Consider the following 19,292-nt stretch of genomic DNA (forward strand, 5'->3'; position numbering starts at 1 on the left):
GGGCAGTGGCATCGCCGTGACCATCGGCAACGACCCGGGGGTGGCCGGTGCCATCAGCAGCATGGGCGGCCAGCAGCGGGACCAGCTCGGCGAGCCGGGCCTCGAGCTCGGCCAGTAGCGCCGGGGCCTCGTCCAGCTCGCCGCCGCGGGCCAGGGTCTCCAGGCGCAGCGCCGTGGCTCCCAGGGCCCGGGCGCCGATCACCAGGGCCGAGCCCTTCAGGGTATGGGCCGCGCGGCGCAGTGTCACGCTATCGTCGCCGGCGATGGCCGCCTCGATCTCGGCCATCAGGGCCGGACACTCGCCCCGGAACAGCGCCTCCATCTCCTCGAGCAGCGCCGCCTTGTCCTCCAGGTTGGCCAGGGCCCCGGCCCGATCATGCACCGGCTCGCCCACCGCCGCGGGCACCGGCGGCGTGGGCTCGGCAGGCGCCTCGTCGATGCTCACGCCCCGCGGTGGCTCCTCCACCGCCCGGTAGAGCTCGGCGGCGCGGAACGGCTTGGTGACATAGTCGTCCATGCCCGCCGCCAGGCAGCGCTGGCGGTCCTCCCGGGTGGCGCTGGCGGTCATCGCCACCACCGTCAGGTGGCCGCCGTGGCGGCGCTCCCGCTCGCGCAGCGCCCGGGTCGCCGTCAGGCCATCCATCACCGGCATATGCACGTCCATCAGCACCACCTCGAACGCCCGCTCGGCCAGCGCCGCCAGGGCCTCGGCACCCTGGCTGGCCAGCTCGACCCGGTGGCCGCGCTGGGTCAGCAGGTCGATGGCCACCCGCTGGTTGGTGACGCCGTCCTCCACCAGCAGCACCCGGCGCGGGCGCCAGTCCGCCGGCCGCGCCTCGGCGTCGGCACGGGTCGGCGGCGCCAGCCGGGGTTCGGCGCCCAGGGCCTCGCCGACCGCCTCCAGCAGCTCCGACTGCTTGACCGGCTTCATCAGCAGCCGGCCGATGCCCAGGCGCTGGCGGCGGCTGGCGTCGCCGGGCCGGCTGCCGGAGGAGAGCATCAGCAGGGCCATGTCGCCATGGCGGGGGTCAGCGCGCAGGTGCTCGGCCAGGGTGAAGCCGTCCATGCCCGGCATCATCACGTCGAGCAGCGCCAGGGGCAGCGGTTCGGCCTCCGCGTCCAGGGCCGCCAGGGCCGCCGCACCGCCGTCCACCACCCGGGGCCGCATGCCCCAGCTGGTGAGGATCTCCTCGAGGATGCGGCGATTGGTCTGGTTGTCGTCCACCACCAGCACCCGCTGGTCTTGCAGCAGCCGGGGACGCGGGGCGGCGGCCGGGGCCTCGGCGAGGCCGAAGTCGGCGCCGAAGGTGAAGTGGCTGCCGCGCCCCTCGGGGCCGCTGTCGACGCGGATCTCGCCGCCCATCATGGCGACCAGTTGGGCGGCGATGGAGAGCCCCAGGCCGGTGCCGCCGTTGACCCGGGTGGTGGAGGTGTCGGCCTGGCCGAAGGCCTCGAAGATCTGCCGGCGCTGGGCCTCGGGGATGCCGATGCCGGTGTCGCGCACCTCGAAGCCCAGGCGCACCCGCTTCCCTGCCCGGGCCTCCAGGGCGAGGTCCACCACCACCTCGCCGCGGGGCGTGAACTTGATGGCGTTGCCCACCAGGTTGACCACCACCTGGCGCAGGCGCAGCGGGTCTCCCAGCAGCTGGTCGGGGATCTCCGGGGGAATATGCACCGCGAGCTCCAGGCCCTTCTCGTCGGCGCGCAGGGCCAGGGTCTGGAGGGTATCGGCGAGGGTATCGCGCAGCGGGAAGGGGCGCGCCTCCAGTTCCAGGCGCCCGGCCTCGATCTTGGAGAAGTCGAGGATCTCGTTGATCAGCCCCAGCAGGGTGTCCGCCGAGGTCTGGATCAAGGCCACGTACTCCGCCTGCTGGGGCGTCAGCTCGGTGCGCTCGAGCAGCTCGGCGACGCCGATCACCCCGTTCATGGGGGTGCGGATCTCGTGACTCATATTGGCCAGGAACTCGCTCTTGGCGAGGCTGGCCCGCTGGGCCTCGTCCCGGGCCCGGCGCAGTTCGGTCTGGGAGCGCCGCAACGCCCGGGCGGCGTCCTCCAGCTCGACGGTGCGCTCGGCGACCCGCTCCTCCAGGCGGTGGCGATGCTGCTCCAGCTCGGTGATATCGGAGTAGACCGCCACATAGCCGCCATTACCGGTGCGGTGCTCGCTGACCTGGATGCATAGGCCGTCGCTGCGCACGAACTGGTAGGGCCCCCGGGGGTCACGGTGCTGGGCCAGGCGCTCGTCGATCCACGCCTCGGCGGACTCGAAGCCGCGGGGCATCAGGCCCCGCTCGGCCACCCCTCGCAGCAGCGCCTCGAAGGCCACGCCCTCCTCCACCAGGTCGCCGGGGGTAACGAAATGCTCCTTGAAACGGGAGTTGTAGAGTACCAGCCGGTCATCCGCATCATAGAGGGCGAAGCCTTCGGCGATCGATTCCAGGGCCTCGGTGAGCTGGTCGCGGGCCGCCTCGGCGCGGGCCTGGGCCTCCTCGGTGAGGGTCACCAGGGCCTCCAGATGGGCGCGCTGGGCCTCAAACTCGGTGATATCGGTATAGATGGCCACCACCCCACCGCCGCGGGTGCGCCGCTCGCTGACCCGAAGCTGCTTGCCATCGGTGCGCCGGTAGGCAAAGGGCGCGCCCGGAGCGCGGCGCCGGGCCAGGCGGGCGGCGATCCAGGCCTCCGGCTCGCTGTCGCCGATATCGATCAGCCCCGACCCCACCACGGTGCGGATCAGGGTCTCGAAGCGCATGCCGGGCTCGACCACCGCGGCGGCCCCGGAGAAGTCGTCGCGGAAGCGCCGATTACAGAGCACCAGGCGATCGTCGGCATCGTAGAGGGTAAAGCCCTCGGAGATGGTCTCGATGGCCTCGGCCAGCTGACGATAGGCCGCCCGAGCCTCGTCGCGGGCGGCCTCGGCGACGGCTAGCTGCCTTTCGATGCTTGCCATGGCCGGCCCCTGCCTAATCAGGCGAATCGTCGAGCCGGCCGCATAGCCGGGCCTGGCCCTCGAGACGCAGCAGCGCCTCCACCAGGGCCGCGGTGCGCATGTCCAGCCCCTCCGACTCGACCCGCCCCAGGCAGCGCCGGAAGGCATCCAGCAGCCGCACCTCGAGCCAGGCCAGGGCGGCCTCGCGCTCCCAGGGACGCGTCCCCTGGGCCCACTCCAGGTAGGCCAGCCCCACCCCGGCGGCGTTGCCGAGGATATCCGGCAGCACGAACACCTCCCGCTCGTGGAGGCTCTCCTCCGCCTCCAGCAGGGTGGGACCATGGGCCCCCTCCGCCAGCAGGCGACAGTCGACCCGCGGGGCATTCTCGGCGGTGACCTGCTGCTGCACCGCCGCCAGCACCAGGATATCGCAGGGCAGGCTCAGCAGGTCGCCGTCGTCGAGGGGCTCGCCGCCAGCGAAACCGGCCAGGGCGCCGCGGCTCGCCAGGTGCGCCTCCAGCGCCGCCAGGTCGAGGCCCGCCGGGTCCTGACGCGCCCCGGAGGCGTCGCCGACGGCGATCAGCCTGACGCCCCGGGCCACCAGTTGCCGGGCCGCGGCCAGGCCCACCTGACCGAGGCCCTGGAGCACCACCCGGGCGCCGCCCAAAGCGATGCCGAGGTGCTCCGCGGCGGCGGCGATCAGCGCCACCAGGCCGGCCCCGATAGCGGCCTGGCGCCGGGGGAGCCCGCCCAGCAGGGCCGGCTTGCCGCTGACCGGCAGCCCCTCGTCGAGCAGCCAGGCCATGGCCCGCTCGTCGACGCCCAGCCCCGGGGCGAGGATATCCCGTCCATCGGCCAGGTCGTCCCGGAGCTCCCGGGCGAAGGCGCGCAGCAGGCGCTGGCGCTCGCCGGGACCGAGGGCGGTGGGGTCGACCCGCACCCCGCCCTTGGCACCGCCGCAGGGCAGTCCCAGCAGGGCGCACTGCCAGGTGGCCCACATCGCCAGGGCGGACATCTCGCCGAGGCCCAGCTCCGGGTGCAGGCGCACGCCCTCCAGGGTCGGCCCCGGCAGCCGCAGGTGCTGCACCCGATAGCCGAACAGGGTCTCCGCCTGGTGGTGATCATCGCGCCGGAAGGGGAAGGTGACCAGCCGCGCCCGCTGGGGAAACAGCAGCCGCTGGCGCAGGCCATCGTCCAGGGCCATCACCTGGGCCGCCTTGAGGAACTGCTGCTGGGCCTGGCGGAACAGCGGCGAGTCCCACTCGCCGCCGCGCACCCGGGCCCGCGCCAGGGTGTAGCGCACCGTGCGTCCCAGGGCGGCGCCCTTGAGGTTGGACTTGACCAGGTAATCGGAGGCCCCGGACTCCACCGCCCGGGTCGCCAGTTGCAGGTCGTCGAGGCCGGTGAGGATCACCACCGGCACCTGGGGCGCCACCAGGCGCACCCGCCACAGGGTCTCCAGCTCCTGGCTGTCCGGCAGCACCAGGTCGAGCAGCACCAGGTCGATGCGCCCCTTGACCAGCCGGGTCAGGCCTTCGGCCAGGGTGGCGACCGCCTCCACCTCGCAGCGCAGCTGGGCATCCTCCTTGAGCAGTTGCTGAATCAGCCGGCTATGCAGGGGATTGTCTTCCACCAGCAGCAGACGCAGGGGGGAATCGGCCATGGCACGCCTCGCTCGAGGGATACTGCCTTAAGCGTAGGCCAGCCACTCGGGAGGGAAAGAAGGGAAAAAAGCGGCCACCGATGAGGGTGGCCGGCGAAGGCGGCGTAGGAAACTCTGAATAAATCGGCGAGCGGGATGAAGCACAAGGCGCACGGAGCGCAGAAACCGGAGCCTATGGGGTATAGGTGAGGATTTCTAGCACCGCGCAACGCAGTGATTCGCCCGCACAGCCATTTATGCGGTGTTTTCCTTATGCCACCGAGAGAATCTTCATCGTATTGGTGCCGCCGTGGGCGTTCATATGGTCGCCGCGGGTGAGGATCACCAGGTCGCCGGGGCTGGTGATGCCGCGGGCCCGGAGCTCGTCCAGGGCACGCGCATTGAGCTCGGTGGCGTCCATGGCGCTGGTGTCGAAGAGCACCGAGACCACGCCCCGGTAGAGGGCCATGCGGCGCTGGGCGATGGGGCTGTGGGCCAGGCCGATGATGGGCAGGCCAGAGCGGATGCGCGAGGCGATCAGCGGCGTATAGCCGGTGGCGGTCATGCAGGCGATGGCGGCCACGCCTTCCAGGTGGTTGGCGGCGTACATGGCCGACAGCGCCACCGTCTCGTCGATCTGCGAGAAGCCCTCGTGGATGCGGTGGCCCGACTCCTGGGCGGTGCGCTCGCGCTCGGCGCCCAGGCACAGGCGGTGCATCGCCTCGATGGTCTCCACCGGGTAGTCGCCGGCGGCGGTCTCGGCGGAGAGCATCACCGCGTCGGTGCCGTCGAGCACGGCGTTGGCCACGTCGAACACCTCGGCCCGGGTGGGCAGGGGCGCGTTGATCATCGACTCCATCATCTGGGTGGCGGTGATCACCGCCCGGTTGAGCTTGCGGGCGCGGCTGATGATGCGCTTCTGCACGCCGATCAGCTGGGCGTCGCCGATCTCCACGCCGAGGTCGCCGCGGGCCACCATCACCGCCTCGGAGGCGCGGATGATGCCGTCCAGGGTCGCCGGGTCGGCCACCGCCTCGGCGCGCTCGACCTTGGCCACCAGGCCGATCTCCTTGCCGGCCGCGCCGAGCAGTTCGCGGGCCTCCTGCATATCGGCGGCGCTGCGCGGGAAGGAGACCGCCAGGTAGTCGACGCCGATGGCCACGGCGGTCTCGAGGTCGGCCTTGTCCTTGTCGGTGAGGGCCGCGGCGGAGAGGCCGCCGCCCTGCTTGTTGATGCCCTTGTTGTTGGACAGGCGCCCGCCGACGGTCACGGTGGTATGCACCTCGGGGCCGTCGATCTGGGTCACTTCCAGCACCAGGCGGCCGTCGTCGAGGAGCAGGACGTCGCCGACCGCGACGTCGGAGGCCAGTTCCTTGTAGTCGCAGCCGACCCGCTCGGCGGTACCCGCCTCGGTGTCCATGGCCATGTCGAGGACGAAGGCCTGGCCCTCGTCGAGTTCCACGGCGCCCTCGCTGAAACGGGCGATGCGGATCTTGGGGCCCTGGAGGTCGCCGAGGGCGGCGACGCTCTTGCCGAGGCGCGCGGCGATCTCGCGCACCGCCTGCAGGCGGCGGCGATGGTCATCGGCGGAGCCGTGGGAGAAGTTGAGGCGCACCACGTCGACGCCGGCGGCGATCATCGCCTCGAGCACGCCCTCCCGGTCGCTGGCGGGACCCAGGGTGGCGACGATCTTGGTACGGCGCAGGGGGGGATGGGGCAGCGTATTCATGCGGTCCTCGGCAGCACCAGGATGGCGCGGAAGTCGTTGACGTTGGTGCGGGTCGGCCCGGTGATGATCAGGTCGTCCAGCTCGGCGAAGAAGCTGTAGGCGTCGTTGCGCGCCAGGTAGTCCTGCGGCGCCAGGCGCGCCGCCTTGGCGCGGGCCCAGCAGTCGGGGCCGAACTGGGCGCCGGCGTTGTCCTCGGAGCCGTCGATGCCGTCGGTGTCGATGGCCAGGGCGTGGATGCCCTCGGCGCCCTTGAGGGCCTCGAAGAGCCCCAAGAGGTACTCGACGTTGCGCCCGCCGCGGCCGTCGCCCTGGACGGTGACGCTGGTCTCGCCGCCGGAGAGGATCAGCAGCGGTTCCTCGATCTCGCCCTGCAGGGTCAGCGCCAGGCGCGCCTGGGCACGCCCCAGGTCGCGGGCCTCGCCCTCCAGGTCGTCGCCCAGCACGCGCACCGCCAGGCCGCTCTCCTCGGCGGCCAGGCGGGCGGCCTCCAGGGCGTCGGCGGCGCGGGCCAGCACCACCTCCTCGTCCCGGGCGAAGCCGGCATCGTCGCGGCGCGGCGCGCTGGTGTCCGCCACCAGGTGGCGGCGCACGCTGTCGGGCACCTCGATGGCGTAGCGCTCGAGGATCGCCAGGGCGTCCGCCGGGGTGGAGTCGTCGGGCAGGGTCGGGCCGGAGGCGATCAGGGTGGGATCGTCGCCGGGCACGTCGGAGATCAGGTAGGTGACCACCCGCGCCGGATGGGCGGCGGCGGCCAGGCGCCCGCCCTTGATGGCGGAGAGGTGGCGGCGCACGGTGTTGATCTCGCGGATCGGCGCCCCGCAGCGCAGCAGCGCCTTGTTGAGCTGCTGCTTCTGGTGCAGGGTCAGGCCGGCGGCCGGCAGGGTCATCAGCGCCGAGCCGCCGCCGGAGACCAGGGCGATCACCAGGTCATCCTCGCCGAGGCCTTCCACCGCCTCGAGCATGCGCCGGGCGGCCTTCTCGCTGAGGTCGTCGGGCATCGGGTGGGAGGCCTCGAGGACCTCGATGTTCCGGCACTCGGCGCCATGGCCATAGCGGGTGACCACCAGGCCGCTCAGCTCGGCCTCCGGGTAGCGCTGCCGCCAGGCCGCCTCCAGGGCCGCGGCCATGGCCGCGGCGGCCTTGCCGGCGCCGACCACCAGGGTGCGCCCCTTGGGCGGCTCGGGCAGGTTATCGGGTAACAGCGAATCGGGGTGCACGGCGGCAACCGCCGTCTGAGCGAGACGCGACAGCCACTGGCGCGCCGCCTCATGACTCGAAAAGGGAGCGATAGCATTCATCGGCAGACTCCTCACGGAAGCCGCAACGGGCAGGAAAGGGGAGAAAAAAGCCGGTGACGGCCAAGGGCCTACCACAGGGAGACCGCCACCGGAGAAGGGCCACATGCGTGGCATGGCAGACGACGACCCGGCGCCTGCCAGTCAGGAACTCGATGGGACGCGGCGAAGGTCGTTTCACCGCGGCCCACCCAATCCCTGGGGGGAGGGTTTACTTGCCGCTGACGCTATGGTCGGCGAGCTTCTCCAGGGCGCGCAGGATGCCGGCGTGATCCCAGTCGCCGCCGCCATGGGCCGCGCAGGCCTGGAAGAGTTGCTGGGCATTGGCGGTACCCGGCAGCGACAGGTTGAGGCTGCGGGCGCCTTCCAGGGCCAGGTTGAGGTCCTTCTGATGGAGCTTGATCTTGAAGCCCGGATCGAAGGTGCCGTTGATCATGCGCTCGCCGTGAACGTCGAGGATCTTCGAGGTGGCCAGGCCGCCGAGCAGGGACTCGCGCACCTTGGTCACGTCGGCGCCGGCCTTGGAGGCGAACAGCAGGCCTTCGGCCACCGCCTCGATGGTCAGGGCGACGACGATCTGGTTGGCCACCTTGCAGGTCTGGCCGGCGCCGTGACCGCCGATATGGGTGATGGTCTTGCCCATCACTTCCAGCACCGGCTTGGCGCGGGTGAAGCCTTCCTCGGTGGCGCCGACCATGATGGTCAGGGCGGCGTTGATGGCACCGCCTTCGCCACCGGAGACCGGGGCGTCGACGTACTCGCCGCCGGCCTCGACGATGCGCTTGGCGAACTCCTGGGTGGCGATCGGCGCGATGGAGCTCATGTCGATCACCAGGGTGCCCGGCTTGAGGCCCTCGACCACGCCGTTCTCACCGAACAGCACCTGCTCCACGTCGGGGGTGTCCGGCACCATGGTGATGATGATCTCGGCGGCCTCGGCCACCGCCTTGGGGTTGGCCACCACCTGGGCGCCCTTGTCGGCCAGGTCCTGGGGAATCGGCCTGCCGTGCTGCACGGTGAAGATTTCGTGGCCGGCGTCCAGCAGGTGACCCGCCATGGGACGACCCATGATGCCCAGGCCGATAAAACCGATCTTGCTCATAGTCTCTCTCCTTCTCGTGTCCTGTCGTCGAACAGCGCTTAGCGCACGCTATCCAGCCAGCCCAGGCCTTCCACGGTGGTGGTCTTGGGCTTGTATTCGCAGCCGATCCAGCCGTCGTAACCGAGACGGTCGAGGTGGGCGAACAGGAAGGGATAGTTGATCTCGCCGGTGCCCGGCTCGTGACGGCCCGGGTTGTCGGCGAGCTGCACATGGGCGATGCGCGCCAGGTGCGTCTCCATGGTCGGGGCCAGATCCCCTTCCATGATCTGCATGTGATAGATGTCGTACTGCAGCGCGAGGTTGTCGCTGCCCACTTCGTCGAAGATCGCCAGCGCCTGCTCGGTGCCGTTGAGGAAGAAGCCCGGGATATCGCGGGTGTTGATCGGCTCGGCGATCAGGCGGATGCCGGCGGCCTTGAGCTTCTCGGCGGCGAAGCGCAGGTTCTCCACCAGGGTCTGGCGGGCCTGGTCGTCGCTGACGCCCTGCGGCTTGATGCCGGCCAGGCAGTTGACCTGGGTATTGCCGAGGACCTTGGCGTAGTCGATCGCCCGGTCGACGCCGGCGCGGAATTCTTCCACGCGATCCGGGTGACAGGCGATGCCGCGCTCGCCGGCGCCCCAGTCCCCGGCCGGCAGGTTGAAGAGCACCTGGGTCAGGCCATTGGCGTCCAGGCGCTGCTTGATCTCGTCGGCGGTGAAGTCGTAGGGGAAGAGGTACTCGACGCCCTGGAAGCCGGCCTTGGCGGCGGCCTCGAAGCGGTCGAGGAAATCCACCTCGGTAAACAGCATGCTGAGGTTGGCGGCAAACTTGGGCATGGTCGGCTCCTGTTGAAACGGGTTTCCGGAACCGCCGCCCGAAGGCGGCGGGATGCCGTCTACTTTAGGTCAAAGAGGCGATGGAAGTCGGCGCATCTTCCTGGTTCTCGGCCAGGGCCTCGAACTCGTTGACGCCGCCCAGGTCGGTGCCCATGGCGATATTGGTGACCCGCTCGAGGATCACCTCGACCACCACCGGGACCCGGTGCTCGGCCATCAGCTTGCGCGCTTCCTCGAAGGCCGGGGCGATGTCCTCGGGCTGGGTGACGCGCAGCGCCTTGCAGCCCAGGCCTTCCACCACGGAGACGTGATCGACGCCGTAGTCGTTGATCTCCGGGCAGTTGACGTTCTCGAAGGAGAGCTGCACGCAGTAGTCCATGTCGAAGCCGCGCTGGGCCTGGCGGATCAGCCCCAGGTAGGAGTTGTTCACCAGCACATGGATGTAGGGCAGCTTGAACTGGGCGCCCGCGGCCAGCTCCTCGATCATGAACTGGAAGTCGTAGTCACCGGAGAGGGCGACGACTTCGGCGTCCGGGTCGGCGCGACGCACGCCCAGGGCGGCCGGAATGGTCCAGCCCAGCGGACCGGCCTGGCCACAGTTGATCCAGTGACGCGGCTTGTAGACGTGCAAGAACTGGGCGCCGGCGATCTGCGACAGGCCGATGGTGCTGACGTAGCGGGTGTTCTTGCCGAACGCCTTGTTCATCTCTTCGTAAACGCGCTGGGGCTTGACCGGCACGTTGTCGAAGTGGGTCTTGCGCAGCAGGGTGCGCTTGCGCTCCTGGCACTCCTCGGCCCACTGGCTGCGATCCTTCAGCTTGCCCGCGGCCTTCCACTCCTTGGCCACCTCGATAAACAGCTCCAGGGCCGCCTTGGCGTCGGAGACGATGCCGTAGTCCGGGCCGAAGATGCGCCCGACCTGGGTCGGCTCGATGTCCACGTGCACGAACTTGCGGCCTTCGGTGTAGGTGGAGATCTCACCGGTGTGGCGGTTGGCCCAGCGGTTGCCGATGCCCATCACGAAGTCGGAGGCCAGCATAGTGGCGTTGCCGTAACGGTGGGAGGTCTGCAGGCCCACCATGCCCGCCATCAGCGGGTGGTCATCGGGGATGGTGCCCCAGCCCATCAGGGTCGGGATGACCGGCACGCCGGTGAGTTCGGCGAACTCGGTGAGCAGGTCGCTGGCGTCGGCGTTGATCACGCCACCACCGGAGACCAGCAGCGGCTTGTCGGAGGCATTGAGCAGCTCCAGGGCCTTCTCGGCCTGGGCGCGGGTCGCGGCGGGCTTGTAGACCGGCAGCGGCTCATAGGTGTCCGGATCGAACTCGATCTCGCTCATCTGCACGTCGATGGGCAGGTCGAGCAGCACCGGCCCCGGGCGCGAGGAGCGCATCAGGTGGAAGGCCTGCTGGAAGGCACGCGGCACCTGGGCCGGCTCCAGCACGGTGATGGCCCACTTGGTGACCGGACCGGCGATCTCCTGGATGTTGACCGCCTGGAAGTCTTCCTTGTGCAGCTTGGCCCGCGGCGCCTGGCCGGTGATGCAGAGGATCGGAATGGAGTCGGCGCTGGCGGAGTAGAGGCCGGTGATCATGTCGGTGCCGGCGGGGCCGGAGGTGCCGATGCACACGCCGATGTTGCCCGGCTGGGTGCGGGTGTAGCCCTCGGCCATGTGCGAGGCGCCCTCGACGTGGCGAGCCAGGACATGATCCACGCCGCCGACCTTGCGCAGGGCGGCATAGAAGGGGTTGATGGCGGCGCCGGGCACGCCGAAGGCGACATCGACGCCCTCTTTCTTCAAAACGTGAACGGCGGCTTCTGCTGCGGTCATCTTGGCCACGACGATTCCTCCTCGGTGACACGGTAATCGGGGTTCTTGCCATTCAAGGTAGGCGGGCGCCGCCGCGCTGTCAATATTTTATGGAAGACATTTCCACAGAAAATACATGGAGGGTAAAAAACCCATTTAAATCATCGTCATGAGCTAGGGTAGAAATACATAGAAAGACTTTCTCTTGGCGATCGGAAACGGCCAATGTCCGGGCACGCCGAAGGGGCCGACGGGATACCCCGACGGCCCTTCGAGAGCGGCTAAGGAGAGACTCAGTCCAGGGTGACGCGAACCGCCAGCGGATGCTCGTCGCAGTTGTTACCGGCGCCGCCCCGGTCGACCACCAGGAACTCTCCCTGGCGCTCCAGCACCGACTGGATGGCATGCCAGGTCCCGGCGCGGTAGTTGACGCCCTGGCGACCGTCGGTGACGAAGGCGCGCACCTCGCCGGGGTCGATCTTGTCCCCCGGCGGGGCCACCACCACCAGGAAGCGTTCCTCGTGCAGCGGCACGAAGGCCTGGCTGCCCTGGGGGTGGCGCTCCAGGAAGTCGAGGGTCAGGGGCACCTCCACCGGCTGGCTGACGAAGATGCTGATCAGCGCCCGGGCCTCCTCGCCCAGGGTCTCCACCTTGGCCAGGTCGTGGTAGCGCTTGGTGCGCCCGGCGTTGATGGGGAAGAAGTCGGCGCCCCGGGTGTCGATGACGTCACCGAAGGGGGCGAAGGCCTCTCGGGTAAGCGGTTGGGCGGTGAGTTCCAGCATCACTCTCTCCTCGTGACTCAACGCTGCAGGCCGCGATAGGCGGCGGAGGCATTGAGCTTCATATGACGGTTGACGTCCTTGTAGAGCAGGTAACGGAAGGGCCCCGGGCCACCGGCATAGCAGGCCTGCGGGCAGAAGGCGCGCAGCCACATGTAGTCACCGGCTTCCACCTCGACCCACTCCTGGTTGAGGTGATAGACCGCCTTGCCCTCGAGCACATAGAGGCCGTGCTCCATGACGTGGGTCTCGTCGAAGGGAATCACGCCGCCGGGCTGGAAGGTGACGATATTGACGTGCATGTCGTGACGCATATCGGACTGGTCGACGAAACGGGTGGTCACCCACTTCTCGTCGGTGTCCGGCATGGGAATCGGCTCGACGTCGTTCTCGTTGGTGACGAAGGCCTCCGGCACCTCGATGCCCTCGACGAACTCGTAGGCCTTGCGGATCCAGTGGAAGCGCACCGCGGCATCGCTCTCGTTGCGCAGGGTCCAGTCGCTGCCCGGCGGGATAAAGGCGTAACCGCCCGGCTGCATCACATGCTTCTCGCCGCCCAGGGTCAGCACCATCTCGCCCTCGACCACGAAGAGCACGCCCTCGGCGCCCTCGTCCAGTTCCGGCTTGTTGCTGCCGCCACCGGGAGAGACTTCCACGATGTACTGGGAGAAGGTCTCGGAGAAGCCGGTCATCGGACGCGACAGCACCCACAGGCGGGTGTTCTCCCAGAACGGCAGGTAGCTGGCGACGATGTCCCGCAGCACCCCCTTGGGAATGATCGCGTAGGCCTCGGTGAAGACGGCGCGATCGGAGAGCAGCTGGGTTTGGGGCGGATGGCCGCCCTGGGGAGCGTAATAGGTATTACGAGCCATGGTGTGTCCTCGCTGGTTGGGATTAACCGCTTTCTGTGATGCAACAGGCACCCGACGGTGGCATTCACGCCGCTCCACCGAGCCGGCAGATTGCGGAAAAAAATGTCTGGAAACTATTTCCAATTTAAGCTTCAATCGGAATCAAGGCAAGGCCGCAAATTGTCCGTATACAAGATTAGCCATAACGGATCGGCCCTTTGTCCCGCCCCGACCAGCCCCGTGGCTGACCCGGGGAAGGGAGCGACGAAGAAGCGCTCCCTTAGAGTGTCTGGCCGCCCAGGCACTCGTACACACCTCAAGAAACAACAAAATGAGGCAACATCATGTCCGAGAACTCTTCCAGCGCGGCCAAGCCGGCAGTCGCCAAATCATCCGGCTGGCGCATACCGCATATCTACGTGATTCTGGTGATCTTTATCGCCCTGGCGGCGATCGCCACACACTTCGTTCCGGCCGGCCAGTTCGAACGCATCCCCGGTCCCAATGGGCGTATCACCATCGATGCCGAGTCCTTCCAGTATGTCGACTCGAATCCCGCTGGTATCGTCGATTTCATGCTGGCCATACCCAATGGCCTGATGAGTGCCGGCGAGGTGGTGTTCTTCACCTTTATGATCGGCGGCATGTTCATGGTGCTGCGTCGCACCGGCATCATCGAGATCGGCGTCGACAAGCTGAGCCGGCGCTTCGCCAACCAGAGCCTGTTGATGATACCGGTACTGATGACGGTATTCGCCGTGGTGGCGACCATCATTGGTACCCAGGAGCTCGCCCTGGTCTATGTACCGGTGATCCTGCCGTTGATGATCGCCCTGCGCTTCGACTCGGTGACCGCCGCCGCCGTAGCCCTGTGCGCCACCACGGCCGGCTTCTCCACCGGCATTCTCAACCCCATCAACACCGGCCTCGGGCAGCAGCTCTCCGAGCTGCCGCTCTATTCGGGATTCGGCCTGCGCGCCGCCGCCTTCGCCGTGGTGCTCGGGGCAGGCATCTTTTTCGTGATGCGCTATGCCCGCAAGGTCCGCGAAAATCCCAGCCTCAGTCTGATGGCCGGTGACGAGAGCGAGACGGAGAAGCGCCGCCTCTACCTGCACGCCAGCGACGAGGGCGCCCTGACCGCCAGCGGCCGCCAGAAGCTGGCCGCCATCGCCACCTTCGCCTTCTTCGGCCTGCTGGTCTACGGCGTACTGCGCCAGGGCTGGTTCATGATGGAAATGGCGGGGCTGTTCATCCTCATGGGCATCGTCGTGGGCATGATCGCCGGCCTGACCACCGAAGATATCTGCGAGGCCTTCAACAAGGGCTTCCGCGACGTGCTGGTCGGGGCCATGATCGCCGGCGTGGCCCGCGGCGTGGCCGTCGTCCTGGAGGGTGGCCAGATCATGGATACCCTGGTCATGGGCCTCGGCAACCTGGTCGGCGAACTGCCCTCGCTGCTCTCCGCCATCGGCATGTACTTCGCTCAGCTCGGTTTCAACTTCGTGGTTCCGTCCGGCAGCGGCCAGGCCCTGGTCACCATGCCGATCATGGCACCGCTCTCCGACCTGATCGGGGTGACCCGTCAGACCGCGGTACTGGCCTACCAACTCGGCGACGGCATGGGCAATATCCTCTACCCCACCTCCGGCTACTTCATGGCCACCCTGGCCATCGCCGGCGTGCCCTGGCAGAAGTGGGTGAAGTTCTTCTTCCCGCTGTTCTGCGTCTGGGTTGTCATCGCCCTGGGCTTCCTGGCCTTCGCACAGGCCACCCAGTGGGTCGGCTGATCGCCTGACGCCCCAGCTTCCTTGCCACCAGCATGCCCCGCCCGGCCCCGCCGCGCGGGGCATGCTGGTTTTGGGAGGCGCCATCATCGAAGGCCGACCTCAGCGTGCCGCCGGGTGGTGCTCGGCCCAGTGGCGGGCGATATCCACGCGGCGGGTGACCCAGACCCGGTCATGGGCCTCGATATGGTCGAGGAAGCGCTGCAGGGCGCGGAAGCGGCCCGGGCGTCCCAGCAGGCGACAGTGCATGCCGATGGAGAGCATCTTCGGCGCCTCGTCGCCCTCCGCGTAGAGCACGTCGAAGGCGTCGCGCAGGTAGCTGAAGAAGTGGTCGCCGGTATTGAAGCCCTGGGGCGTGGCGAAGCGCATGTCGTTGGTGTCCAGGGTGTAGGGCACCACCAGGTGGGAGCGAGCCTCGCCCTGGCTGTCGCGCTCGGTGGTCCAGAACGGCAGGTCGTCGCCGTAGTAGTCGCTGTCGTAGAGGAAGGAGCCCTCGTCGAGCACCAGGCGCCGGGTGTTGGGGCTGTCGCGGCCGGTGTACCAGCCCAGCGGCTTCTCGCCGTAGAGGTTCTGGAAGATCTCGATGGCGCGCTGCATATGCTCGCGCTCGACGCTCTCCGGCACGTTCTGGTAGTGAATCCAGCGCAGGCCGTGACAGGCGATCTCGTGACCCAGCTCCTTGAAGGCGTGGGCCACCTCCGGGTGGCGCTCCAGGGCCATGGCGACGCCGAACACGGTCAGCGGCAGGCCGCGACGCTCGAACTCCTTGAGGATGCGCCAGACGCCGACCCGGGAGCCGTACTCGTAGATCGACTCCATGCTCAGGTGGCGCTCCGGGTAGGCCTCGGCACCGACGATCTCGGAGAGGAACTTCTCGGAGTGACTGTCACCGTGCAGCACGCAGTTCTCGCCGCCCTCTTCGTAATTGAGGACGAACTGCACGGCGATCTTGGCCTTGCCGGGCCAGTTGGCGTGCACCGGATCACGGCCATAGCCGATCAGGTCACGGGGATAGTCGCTGTTAGGCGTTACGCTCATGGCTGACCTTTCCTGATTGTTCTGCGTTGGCTCGGCCTCCGGAGGACAGAAGCGAGCAACAGTTTATGTATACAATAAGAAGATAGAGTGTATCCATCCAGCTTTCAAGTCTCGGCTGACTCGGCTTTTCCCCCGGTGATCGGTCGGGGGACGGAGCCCAGTGCATGGCCTAGCCTCGCCACTCGGCGCCCTCGGCGAGGCGCATCAAGGCCAGGGACTGGGCCAGGGCCGCGTCGAAGGCATCCAGCAGGCGACACCCCGGGGGCGCCGGCAAGCGGGCCGCGAAGCCGGCGAAGGCCGCGCCGCCGATAATCACCACCGGCGGCGCGGCGCGCCGCTGCAATCCCTCCAGGGCCGCCATCAACCGCTCGCTTACCTGCTCCTGACGAAGCGGCAGCGTCAGGTCCTCGACCCGCACCGGCACGATCTCCAGGCAGTGGTGAGCCACCCCCAGGGCATGCAGGCGCTCCTCGATCATCCGTGGCCAGCGCAACCCGGGAGTCACGATGGCGAAACGCTCCCCCAGCTGCAGGGCGCTGAGCACCGAGGCCTCGAGCATGCCCAGCACCGGTACCGGGCTGATCTCGCGCACCGCCTCCAGCCCCGGCTCGCCGAAACAGCCCAGCAGGATGGCATCCGCCGCCAGGTCGCCCTGCGCCAGGCGTGCCTCCACCCGACCCAGCGTATGGGCGGCGGTCAGGGCACAGTCACGGCGCGAGCCGATATAGGGCACGCCCTCCACGGCGGTCTCCTCGTCGACCGTCACCGACTCACCCAGCCACTGCCGGGCGCGACTCGCCAGGGTCGCGGTCATGGCGGTATTGCTATTGCCGTTGAGCAGCAGCAGGCGCATCCCTCTCTCCTCTCTCCTCTCTCTCCTCTCTATCTTCCCCATCTTCCCGGCGTGGCAGGCCACCCATGCGGGGGCGCCACCCCTTTAGGATTGATCTTTGTATACAAAAAATTCAAGCAATTTTTTCTCCATCGAGCCTTTTCAGCTCAACGCAGCGGTCGGGATGCGCCTTGCCGCACGCGACGCCCGGCGATGCACACACTGTATACAAATAAATGTATACATCATGCCGCCTCGCTGGTCGACAATGGGCGATATTTCCGCCGACTACGACCTAAGTCTAGCCATAAAATAAAGAACAATACTTAGAAAGTTATAGATAATTCTCTGTTTTTTATGGAGATATTTGAAAAACCCATAGGAATGCATCGCGACTTGCGGATTGGGCCTCGCCGTCCTACTTTGTGTACAAAACAACAACTCCTTGTCCACAAACCGCGAGAGCCACCATGCAGCTACGCCTGATCAACCCCAACACCACCGCCGGCATGACCGCCACCATCGGCGAGGCGGCGACGCGTATCGCCGCCCCCGGCACCCATATCATCGCCACCCAGCCCACCGCCGGGCCGGTCTCCATCGAGAGTCACTTCGACGAGGCGGTGGCCGCGGTGGGCGTCCAGGAGGAGGTCCTCGCCGGCGAGCGGGAGGGGACCGACGCCTATATCATCGCCTGCTTCGGCGACCCGGGGCTGCTGGCGGCCCGCGAACTGACCCGCGCCCCGGTGATCGGCATCGCCGAGGCGGCCTTCCATATGGCCAGCCTGATCAGCACTCGCTTCTCGGTGGTCACCACCCTGGGGCGCACCGCCATCATCGCCGAGCATCTGCTGGCCCAGTACGGCTTCGCCCATCACTGTCGCCGGGTACGGGCGGCGGAGATTCCGGTGCTCGACCTGGAGGAAGATGGCGACGCCGCCGTATCACGCATTATCGACGAGGGGCGCCGGGCCAAGGCGGAGGACGGGATCGGCGCCATCGTGCTCGGCTGCGGCGGCATGGCCGACCTGACCGCCGAGATCACCGAGGCGGTGGGGCTGCCGGTGGTGGAGGGCGTCACCGCGGCGGTCAAGCTGGCCGAGGCCCTGGTCGGGCTGAGCCTCGGCACCAGCAAGCATGGCGACCTGGCCTTCCCGCGCCCCAAGGCCTTCACCGGCCGTTTCGAGCACTTCTCGGGGCTGACCCCGGCGGCCTGAGCCTTGCCATCGACGACGCAACAACAACAACCGTCCCACATATCGCGAGGACACTATCATGAACAAGAGCGACTCCCTGCAGGGCGATACCATGCCCGTCACCCCCGAGCTATCCGCCGGCGACGCCGGCAAGGCGCCCGGCGAGGAATCCCTGGCGCCCCAACAGACCCGCATCATGGGCCGCGCCTCCTATTTCCTGGCCTGGTTCGGCGGCTGCGTCTCCATCGGCACCTTCGCCATGGGCTCCAGCGTGGTGGGCACCCTGAACCTGATCCAGGCCACCGTGGCCATCGCCATCGGCTGCTTCGTGATCGGCATCGCCCTGGCCCTGAACGGCGCCGCCGGCTACAAGTACGGCATTCCCTTCATGGTCCAGGCCCGCGGCGCCTTCGGCTTCGCCGGCACGCGCCTGCCGGGCCTGGTGCGGGCGGTACCGGCCATCGTCTGGTACGGCTTCCAGAGCTGGATCGGCGCCGGGGCCCTGAACATGGTCTCGACGACCCTGTTCGGCTTCGACAATCTGATCTTCTACTTCGTCACCTTCCAGTTCCTGCAGATCGGCCTGTCGGTGATGGGCTTCCAGGGCATCAAGTGGCTGGAGAACGTGGGCAGCGCCTTTATCCTCGCCTCCCTGGCCTACATGTTCTATGCCACGGTGCAGCGCTACGGTGACGAGCTCTCCGCCAACCTGCTGACCATGGAAGGCTCCTGGGGCCTGCCCTTCTGGGGCGCCACCATGCTCTTCCTGGGCATCTACAGCACCATGATGCTCAACGTCAGCGACTACTCCCGGGAGCACAAGCAGGGCACCGGGGCCGGCCTGCTGACCACCATCTACGCCATGTCGATCCTGCCCTGCACCCTGTTCATGGGCCTGATCGGCTTCATGGTCTCCGAGGCCACCGGCACCGCCGACCCCATCCAGGTCTTCACCAATGCGGTGGACAATACTCCGCTGCTGATGGCCACCCTGCTGTTTATCGCCTTCGCCCAGGTCACCACCAATGTGCTCAACAACGTGGTGCCGCCCACCTATGTGCTGATGGACGTCTTCAAGATGAAGTTCCGCACCGCCACCATCCTGGTGGGGCTGCTGGCCTTCGCGACCTTCCCCTGGAAGCTGGTGCAGCCGGACTCCGCCGCCGGCCTGCAACTCTTCGTGCAGACCTATTCCGCCTTCCTGGGACCGATCTTCGCCATCCTGGTGGTGGACTACTTCCTGATTCGTCGCCGCACCCTGGACCTGGACAAGCTGTATGACGAGAACGGTCCCTACCGGGGCGTCAACGTGGCGGCATTGATCGCCACCGTGGTGGGCATCGTCGCCGCCCTCAGCTTCTCCTCCGTCTCCTGGTACGCCAGCCTGATTCCGGCCGGCGCCACCTACTACCTGCTGATGACGCACTGGGCCCCCTGCCAGCGCTTCCGTCAGTAAGCTCGATCGGCGGCCCGGCCAGGCCGGGCCGTCG

Annotated in this window: 14 protein-coding genes; 3 read left to right on the forward strand and 11 right to left on the reverse strand. The window is 68.0% G+C overall.

Annotated elements, in window-relative coordinates; genetic code table 11:
- The 9 genes from NFU04_RS14605 to NFU04_RS14645 form a co-directional block, all read right to left on the reverse strand.
- Positions 1 to 2,950, reverse strand: a 2,950-nt coding sequence (locus tag NFU04_RS14605) for a response regulator (protein ID WP_251310162.1), incomplete at its 3' end; no start/stop codon positions are given.
- Between the two features lie 13 nt (positions 2,951 to 2,963).
- Positions 2,964 to 4,592 carry a Glu/Leu/Phe/Val dehydrogenase dimerization domain-containing protein gene (locus NFU04_RS14610; RefSeq protein ID WP_251310163.1) on the reverse strand — a complete coding sequence of 543 codons (1,629 nt, stop codon included), beginning with the start codon at positions 4,590 to 4,592 and terminating at the stop codon, positions 2,964 to 2,966.
- Between the two features lie 250 nt (positions 4,593 to 4,842).
- The gene (gene pyk / locus NFU04_RS14615; protein WP_251310164.1) at positions 4,843 to 6,300 is read right to left on the reverse strand and encodes a pyruvate kinase; all 1,458 of its coding nucleotides are present in this window, start codon (positions 6,298 to 6,300) and stop codon (positions 4,843 to 4,845) included.
- Complete coding sequence (locus NFU04_RS14620; RefSeq protein WP_251310165.1) at positions 6,297 to 7,598, reverse strand: glycerate kinase type-2 family protein; 1,302 nt, start codon at positions 7,596 to 7,598, stop codon at positions 6,297 to 6,299. The genes pyk and NFU04_RS14620 overlap by 4 nt, the downstream gene beginning before the upstream one ends.
- A gap of 208 nt (positions 7,599 to 7,806) precedes the next feature.
- Positions 7,807 to 8,697 (reverse strand): 2-hydroxy-3-oxopropionate reductase, encoded by an 891-nt coding sequence (locus tag NFU04_RS14625; protein ID WP_251310166.1) that lies wholly within the window; start codon positions 8,695 to 8,697, stop codon positions 7,807 to 7,809.
- Positions 8,698 to 8,735: 38 nt separating this feature from the next.
- Positions 8,736 to 9,512 (reverse strand): hydroxypyruvate isomerase, encoded by a 777-nt coding sequence (gene hyi / locus NFU04_RS14630; protein WP_146803085.1) that lies wholly within the window; start codon positions 9,510 to 9,512, stop codon positions 8,736 to 8,738.
- 64 nt (positions 9,513 to 9,576) lie between these two features.
- Positions 9,577 to 11,352, reverse strand: coding sequence for a glyoxylate carboligase (gene gcl, locus NFU04_RS14635; RefSeq protein WP_198058224.1), 1,776 nt, complete (start codon positions 11,350 to 11,352; stop codon positions 9,577 to 9,579).
- Positions 11,353 to 11,615: 263 nt separating this feature from the next.
- A complete protein-coding gene (locus NFU04_RS14640) occupies positions 11,616 to 12,104 on the reverse strand; it encodes an ureidoglycolate lyase (protein WP_251310167.1) in 489 nt (162 codons plus the stop codon).
- A gap of 17 nt (positions 12,105 to 12,121) precedes the next feature.
- The gene (locus NFU04_RS14645; RefSeq protein ID WP_251310168.1) at positions 12,122 to 12,973 is read right to left on the reverse strand and encodes a bifunctional allantoicase/(S)-ureidoglycine aminohydrolase; all 852 of its coding nucleotides are present in this window, start codon (positions 12,971 to 12,973) and stop codon (positions 12,122 to 12,124) included.
- A gap of 323 nt (positions 12,974 to 13,296) precedes the next feature.
- Between NFU04_RS14645 and NFU04_RS14650 the strand changes: the two genes are divergently transcribed.
- Positions 13,297 to 14,739, forward strand: a complete 1,443-nt coding sequence (locus NFU04_RS14650) for a YfcC family protein (RefSeq protein ID WP_251310169.1) — start codon at positions 13,297 to 13,299, stop codon at positions 14,737 to 14,739.
- Between the two features lie 99 nt (positions 14,740 to 14,838).
- On the opposite strand, the gene puuE is transcribed toward NFU04_RS14650, so the two are convergent.
- Together puuE and NFU04_RS14660 are read right to left on the reverse strand one after the other, a co-directional pair.
- Complete coding sequence (gene puuE / locus NFU04_RS14655; protein ID WP_251310170.1) at positions 14,839 to 15,774, reverse strand: allantoinase PuuE; 936 nt, start codon at positions 15,772 to 15,774, stop codon at positions 14,839 to 14,841.
- A gap of 169 nt (positions 15,775 to 15,943) precedes the next feature.
- Positions 15,944 to 16,627 carry an aspartate/glutamate racemase family protein gene (locus NFU04_RS14660; RefSeq protein WP_251310171.1) on the reverse strand — a complete coding sequence of 228 codons (684 nt, stop codon included), beginning with the start codon at positions 16,625 to 16,627 and terminating at the stop codon, positions 15,944 to 15,946.
- A gap of 449 nt (positions 16,628 to 17,076) precedes the next feature.
- Between NFU04_RS14660 and NFU04_RS14665 the strand changes: the two genes are divergently transcribed.
- Both NFU04_RS14665 and NFU04_RS14670 read left to right on the forward strand, forming a co-directional pair.
- Positions 17,077 to 17,823 (forward strand): aspartate/glutamate racemase family protein, encoded by a 747-nt coding sequence (locus tag NFU04_RS14665; protein ID WP_251310172.1) that lies wholly within the window; start codon positions 17,077 to 17,079, stop codon positions 17,821 to 17,823.
- A gap of 91 nt (positions 17,824 to 17,914) precedes the next feature.
- Positions 17,915 to 19,258, forward strand: coding sequence for an NCS1 family transporter (locus tag NFU04_RS14670; protein WP_251310181.1), 1,344 nt, complete (start codon positions 17,915 to 17,917; stop codon positions 19,256 to 19,258).
- Positions 19,259 to 19,292: the final 34 nt, after the last annotated feature.

It is taken from the genome of Halomonas sp. NCCP-2165, assembly GCF_023708045.1.
GTDB lineage: Bacteria > Pseudomonadota > Gammaproteobacteria > Pseudomonadales > Halomonadaceae > Bisbaumannia > Bisbaumannia pacifica.

Bases quoted from the DNA above. Each gene is read 5' to 3' on its own strand.
- NFU04_RS14610 (WP_251310163.1), bottom strand. From the start codon at position 4,592: ATGGCCGATTCCCCCCTGCGTCTGCTGCTGGTGGAAGACAATCCCCTG.
- pyk (WP_251310164.1), bottom strand. From the start codon at position 6,300: ATGAATACGCTGCCCCATCCCCCCCTGCGCCGTACCAAGATCGTCGCC.
- NFU04_RS14620 (WP_251310165.1), bottom strand. From the start codon at position 7,598: ATGAATGCTATCGCTCCCTTTTCGAGTCATGAGGCGGCGCGCCAGTGG.
- NFU04_RS14625 (WP_251310166.1), bottom strand. From the start codon at position 8,697: ATGAGCAAGATCGGTTTTATCGGCCTGGGCATCATGGGTCGTCCCATG.
- hyi (WP_146803085.1), bottom strand. From the start codon at position 9,512: ATGCCCAAGTTTGCCGCCAACCTCAGCATGCTGTTTACCGAGGTGGAT.
- NFU04_RS14640 (WP_251310167.1), bottom strand. From the start codon at position 12,104: ATGCTGGAACTCACCGCCCAACCGCTTACCCGAGAGGCCTTCGCCCCC.
- NFU04_RS14645 (WP_251310168.1), bottom strand. From the start codon at position 12,973: ATGGCTCGTAATACCTATTACGCTCCCCAGGGCGGCCATCCGCCCCAA.
- NFU04_RS14650 (WP_251310169.1), top strand. From the start codon at position 13,297: ATGTCCGAGAACTCTTCCAGCGCGGCCAAGCCGGCAGTCGCCAAATCA.
- puuE (WP_251310170.1), bottom strand. From the start codon at position 15,774: ATGAGCGTAACGCCTAACAGCGACTATCCCCGTGACCTGATCGGCTAT.
- NFU04_RS14660 (WP_251310171.1), bottom strand. From the start codon at position 16,627: ATGCGCCTGCTGCTGCTCAACGGCAATAGCAATACCGCCATGACCGCG.
- NFU04_RS14665 (WP_251310172.1), top strand. From the start codon at position 17,077: ATGCAGCTACGCCTGATCAACCCCAACACCACCGCCGGCATGACCGCC.
- NFU04_RS14670 (WP_251310181.1), top strand. From the start codon at position 17,915: ATGCCCGTCACCCCCGAGCTATCCGCCGGCGACGCCGGCAAGGCGCCC.